This window comes from Streptomyces sp. NH27, from assembly GCF_056859195.1.
The window spans coordinates 1-6,164 of the sequence record NZ_JACEGK010000483.1; the positions used below are offsets into that span (position 1 = coordinate 1).

Sequence of the window (6,164 nt, forward strand, 5' to 3'; positions counted from 1 at the left end):
GGATCACCGTGACCTCCGACGACACCCGTTCCCCCCACCCCGAAACAGGGAGCCCGTCAATGGATCGTCGTACCTTCCTCCGCGGCGGCGCAGCCGCCCTCGGCACCGTGGCGTTCGCCGGCCGCATGATCACCTCCTCCTGGGCGGCCGGCGGCGGCCCAGGAGTGGTGCTGGTCGGCGACACGTCCGGCGGCGGCCTGTACCACCCGTATCCCGCCGGTCTGACCCGCACCCCGTTCCTGAAGCTGCCCACCGGCAGCGTCACCGCGTCGGGCTGGCTGGCGCAGCAACTCGCCCTGGAGGCCGACGGGATCGCCGGCCGCTACGACGAGGTGTCGCACTTCCTGGACACCTCCAGCACCGGATGGTTCCACCCGGATCAGGTCGGCTGGGAGGAAGTGCCCTACTGGGTACGGGGGTTGACGGGTCTGGCCGGGGTGACCGGGGACGCCGGCCTGCGGGCGAAGGCCGACACGTGGGTGAACGGAGTGCTGGCCACCGGGCAGTCGGACGGCTTCTTCGGCCCGACGTCGCTGCGCACCTCGCTCGGCGGCGGCCCGGACTTCTGGCCGTTCATGCCGATGCTCCAGGCGCTGTGCACGTATCAGGAGTACACCGGCGACAGCCGCATCGTGCCGTTCCTGACGAAGTTCTTCGGCTACCAGAACGCCTTCGGCGCTTCGGCGTTCAACCAGAGCTGGGGCTCGGTGCGTTGGGCGACGACGCTGCACACGCTGCACTGGCTGTTCGCCCGGACCGGGGACGGCATGCTGCTCGGCCTGGCCGACAAGATCCACCAGTACAGCGCGAACTACGTGAACAACCTTCCGTCGCTGCACAACGTGAACCTTGCGCAGGGCTTCACCGAGCCGGCCTTCGCCGCGCTGCGCGGGGACGCGTCGCTGACGCAGGCGTCGTACCAGGACTACGCGACGATCCAGGGCACCTACGGGCAGTTCAGCGGCGGCGGGTTCGCCGGGGACGAGAACGCCCGTCCCGGGTACGGCGATCCGCGGCAGGGCTTCGAGACCTGCGGGATCGTCGAGTACATGCAGAGCTTCGAGTCGATGGCGCGGATGACCGGCGACCCGAGCTGGGCCGACGGCACCGAGACGCTGGCGTTCAACTCGCTGCCGGCCGCGATGGAGCCGGGGCACACCGCGCTGCACTACGCCACCGCCGCCAACCAGGTGCAGTTGGACGACTACGACAAGACCCTGCACCAGTTCGACAACACCTTCTCGATGCAGGCGTACCTGCTCGGCGTGGACAAGTACCGCTGCTGCCCGCACAACTACGGCCAGGGCTGGGCGTACTTCACCGAGAACGCCTGGCTGGCGACGGCGGACAACGGCCTGGCCGCGGTGCTCTACGCGCCGACGAAGGTGACCGCGAAGGTCGGCTCGGGCGGCACCGCGGTGACGGTCACCGAGACGACGAACTACCCGTTCACCGACAGCGTCTCGCTGGCGCTGGCGATGTCCGGCAGCGCCGCCTTCCCGCTCTACCTGCGGGTCCCGGCCTGGTGCAGCGCCCCGTCGGTGAAGGTCAACGGCGCCTCGGTGAGCGCGTCCGGCGGCGCCGGGTACGTGGCGGTGAACCGCACCTGGACCGGCGGCGACACGGTCACCGTCACCTTCCCGATGGCGGTCGCCACCACCACCTGGACGCAGAACCACGACTCGCTGTCGGTGCACCGCGGCCCGCTGACGTACGCGCTGAAGATCGGCCAGAACTTCCTGCGCCTGGGCGACCCGGCCTCGCACTGGGCGCAGTACCAGGTCTTCCCGACCTCCGCGTGGAACTACGGTCTGGTGCCGGGCACGTTCACGGCCACCACCACCGGGGCGAGCGGCAACCCCTTCACGCCGGACGGCACGCCGGTGGCGATGACCGCGCAGGCCAAGGCGATCCCCAACTGGCTTGCGGACACGCAGGATGTGGTGACCACGCTCCAACCGAGCCCGGTGACGACCGCCGAGCCGGCCACCACGGTGACGCTGATCCCGATGGGCGCGGCCGCGCTGCGCATCACCTCCTTCCCGACCGTCGGCGCCGGCGGCCGCCAGTGGCAGCTGCCAGCCACGCCCGCCGCCTCCTGGTGCTGGTCGGGCGACACCGTGAGCGCCCTCAACAGCGCCTACACCCCGAGCAGTTCCTACGACCAGTCGCACCCCCGGTTCACCTGGTGGGACCACACCGGCAGCAGCGAGTGGGTGCAGTACGGCTACTCCGCGCCGGTGACGGTCTCGGGTGCGTCGGTCTACTGGTACGACGACACCGGGCACGGCCAGTGCCGCGTGCCGGCGTCCTGGCACGTGGAGTACCAGGCGGGTGACGGTTCCTGGCAGCAGGTGGCCGGCGCGGGGGCGTACGGCACGGCGCTCGACGGCTTCAACCCGGTGTCGTTCACGCCGGTGACGACGAAGGCGGTGCGGGTGGTGGCGCAGCTCGCGGCGGGGTTCTCCGCGGGCATCCTGCAATGGGATGTGACGGCACGTCAGGCCGTCGTGGCCGGCGGCACCTGGTACCGGGTGCAGAACAAGAACAGCGGCAAGGTGCTCGGCGTGGACGGCATGTCCACCGCCGACAGCGCGGACGTGGTGCAGTTCGCCGACAACGGAACCGCGGACCACGACTGGCAGTTCACCGAGGTGGGCGACAACCGCTTCACGGTGAAGAACCGTAACAGCGGGCTGCTGCTGGCCGTTGCGGACGCCTCGCAGGCCGACAGCGTCCAGGTGCAGCAGTACCACGACAGCGGAACCGCCGACCACTACTGGCACCTGATCGACAACGGCGACGGCTGGTTCCGGATACGCAACGGCAACAGCGGGCTGGTGCTCGGCGTGGACGGCATGTCCACCGCCGACAGCGCACACGTCGTGCAGTTCGAGGACAGCCGGACCGACGACCACCTGTGGCGCTTCCGGTAGGAGGCGCGACGAAGAGGTGCGGCGCCGCGCGGGAAGGCCGCGCGGGAAGGCGGGGCGGGAGGGGGAGCGCCGGCGGCGGAGGCACCACCGCCGGCGCCCGTCAGTGGATCGCACATCGGCGGCGCACCGGGGCGTACAACGATGTAAAGCCGGGCAGAGAAATGACAGCACGACAGCGGGATCATGTCCAGTCCATGTGGCAAAGAAACCCGGTTCCCGGCTGAGTTGTGCCGGACTCTTGACACGTGGTCATCAATCGCCCAAGGTCCTCTACATCGTTGTAAAGAACGGGCTCTCCAACTGCCTCCTGCTCGCCCTGCCCGTGCAGCACAGCTGCGCTTTTGCCCCCGTTTTCCTTCCCCCCGCATCGACGAGGATGTGATCGGCGCATGAACGTCTCCTTCCGGGCCAGGACCGCCGCCGCGGTACTCACCGCCGGCCTGTGCCTGGCCGCGAGCGCCTGCACCAACTCCGGCAACGACTCGGCCGGTTCCGACAAGTCCGCGAGCGCGAACAACTCCGCGGCCGCCCAGCAGACGGCCACCCCCACGGCCGGTGGAAGCGGCCCGGCCTGCACCTACCAGACCTACGGCGGCGGGGTCCCGAAGCTGGACATCACCGACGGCAAGACCATCGTCGGCTTCTCCCAGTCGGAGTCGACCAGCAACCCGTTCCGCGCCACCGAGACCAAGAGCATCGAGAACGAGGCGAAGGCCAAGGGCGTCAAGCTGATCGAGCGCAACGCCAACGCGGACGTCAACGCGCAGAACTCGCAGATCGAGGACATGATCGCGCAGGGCGCGAAGGTGCTGATCGTGGCGCCGGAGAACTCCGACGGGCTCGGCCCGGCGCTGGCGCAGGCCAAGTCGAAGAAGATCCCGGTGCTCACCATCGACCGGACCGTCACCGGCACCGCCTGCGGCGACTTCATCGCGTTCATCGGCTCGGACTTCTACGGGCAGGCCCAGATCGCCGCCGACGACCTCGGCACGGCGACCAACGGCACCGCCCATGTCGCGGTCCTCACCGGCACCCCGGGCAACAACGTCTCCACCGACCGGACCAAGGGCTTCAACGACGAGATCAAGAAGAAGTACCCGAACATCAAGGTGGTCGCCTCGCAGACCGCCAACTTCACCCAGACCGACGGCCAGAAGGTGATGGAGCAGCTGCTCCAGGCCCACTCGGACATCAACGCGGTCTACGCGGAGAACGACGAGATGGCGCTCGGCGCGCTCCAGGCGATCAAGTCGGCCGGCAAGACCCCGGGCAAGGACATCAAGGTCGTGTCCATCGACGGCACCCAGCAGGCGGTCCAGGACGTGGCGTCCGGCGCGCTGGTGGCCGACATCGAGACCAACCCGCGGTTCGGCCCGCTGGCCATCCAGGCGCTGGAGAACTTCTACGGGACCACGGGTGTGCCCGCCGACGTCATCATCAAGGACGGGCACTTCACGTCGGACAACGCCAAGCAGGCGCTCTCCCAGGGCCTGGTGTACTGACGCCCGCGCGGTCCCGGCGGGTCGGGTCGGGCCTCCCCGCGGCCCGGCCCGCCGTGCACTGCCCTCACCCGCAGCACTGCGCACAACTCCGCATGAGGAGGAAGACGTTGGTCCAGCAGGACCCGGACCCCCGCAGCGACGCCATCCTGGAGGTGGCGGGGGTGGACAAGAGCTTCGCGGGCGTCCACGCCCTGCGCGAGGTGGACTTCACCCTGCGGCCCGCCGAGGTGCACGCCCTCATCGGCGAGAACGGCGCGGGCAAGTCCACCCTGATCAAGGTGATGACCGGCGTGCACCGCCCCGACGCCGGCACCGTACAACTAGCCGGCAGGGCAAGGGACTTCCGCAACCCGCTGGAGGCCCAGGCGGCCGGGATCTCCACGATCTACCAGGAGGTCAACCTCGTCCCGCTGATGTCGGTGGCCCGCAACCTGTTCCTCGGCCGCGAGCCGCGCCGGTTCGGACTGGTCGACAGCCGCCGGATGAACCGCGAAGCAGCCGACGTACTGGGCAGGTTCGGTGTCCGGGTCGATGTCACCCGGCCGCTGCGCACCCTGGGCCTCGGCGCCCAGCAGATGGTCGCGCTGGCCCGCGCGGTGCAGGTCGACGCCCGCGTGGTGATCATGGACGAGCCGACCTCGTCACTGGAGCCGAAGGAGGTCGAGACCCTCTTCTCGGTGATCCACGGCCTGAAGGAGCAGGGCATCGCGGTGGTGTACGTCAGCCACCGGCTCGACGAGCTGTACGCCGTGTGCGACCGGGTCACCGTCATGCGTGACGGCAGGGTGGTGCACACCGGGCAGATCGCCGGGCTGGAACGCCTCAAGCTGGTGTCGCTGATGCTCGGCCGGGAGATGTCCGCGGTCCGGGAGAAGGGCAGCACCGCCTTCGACTCCGAAGGGCACGAGCGCCATGACGGACAACCCGCCCTTCGTGCCTCTGACTTGACAGTCCGTCATCGCCTGCACGGCGTCTCGCTCGACGTGCACCCGGGCGAAGTCGTCGGGCTGGGCGGCCTGTTGGGAGCCGGGCGCAGCGAGACCGCGAAGGCGATCATCGGGGCGCTCGCCACCGAGCAGGGCTCGGTGGAGGTGGAGGGCAGGGCGATGCACCGCCGCAGCCCGGCCGCCGCGATCCGCGCGGGCGTGGTGATGCTGCCGGAGGACCGCAAGGCGGAGGGGGTGATCCCGAACCTGTCGGTCCGGGAGAACATCTCGCTGGCCGCGCTGCCCCGGCTGTCGCGGGCCGGGCTGGTCTCGCAGGCCAAGCAGGACGAGATCGTCACGTTCTTCATGAAGCGGCTGCGGATCAAGGCGTCGGGCCCCGACCAGAAGGTCGGCGACCTGTCCGGCGGCAACCAGCAGAAGGTGCTGCTGGCCCGCTGGCTGTGCCTGAACCCCAAGGTGCTGCTGCTGGACGAGCCGACCCGCGGTATCGACGTCGGCGCCAAGGCGGAGGTGCAGGGCCTGGTCGACGAACTCGCCCACGACGGGTTGGGAGTACTGCTGATCTCCTCCGACCTGGAGGAGCTGATCGAGGGCTCGGACCGGGTGGTCATCCTCAAGGACGGCCACGTCGTCGGCCACCTCGCCGGCGACGACGTCAGCGAGGCCGGCCTGCTGGACGCGCTCGCCACGGCACCGGAGTCGCCCGAGTTGGCGGCACCCGGCGAGCCGGTGGAGCAGGCCGAGCCCGCCCAACCCGACGCCTCCGCTCAACCCGACGC

The 6,164-nt window shown here is 69.8% G+C and carries 3 protein-coding genes; all 3 read left to right on the plus strand.

Annotated features, from left to right (window positions below; translation table 11 throughout):
- Window positions 1–59: 59 nt before the first annotated feature.
- The gene (locus AC13HU_RS29860) at window positions 60–2,936 is read left to right on the plus strand and encodes an RICIN domain-containing protein (RefSeq protein WP_483045093.1); all 2,877 of its coding nucleotides are present in this window, start codon (window positions 60–62) and stop codon (window positions 2,934–2,936) included.
- Between the two features lie 389 nt (window positions 2,937–3,325).
- Window positions 3,326–4,438 carry an ABC transporter substrate-binding protein gene (locus AC13HU_RS29865; protein WP_483045094.1) on the plus strand — a complete coding sequence of 371 codons (1,113 nt, stop codon included), beginning with the start codon at window positions 3,326–3,328 and terminating at the stop codon, window positions 4,436–4,438.
- Window positions 4,439–4,530: 92 nt separating this feature from the next.
- A partial coding sequence (locus tag AC13HU_RS29870; RefSeq protein WP_483045095.1) for a sugar ABC transporter ATP-binding protein occupies window positions 4,531–6,164 on the plus strand: 1,634 nt, incomplete at its 3' end.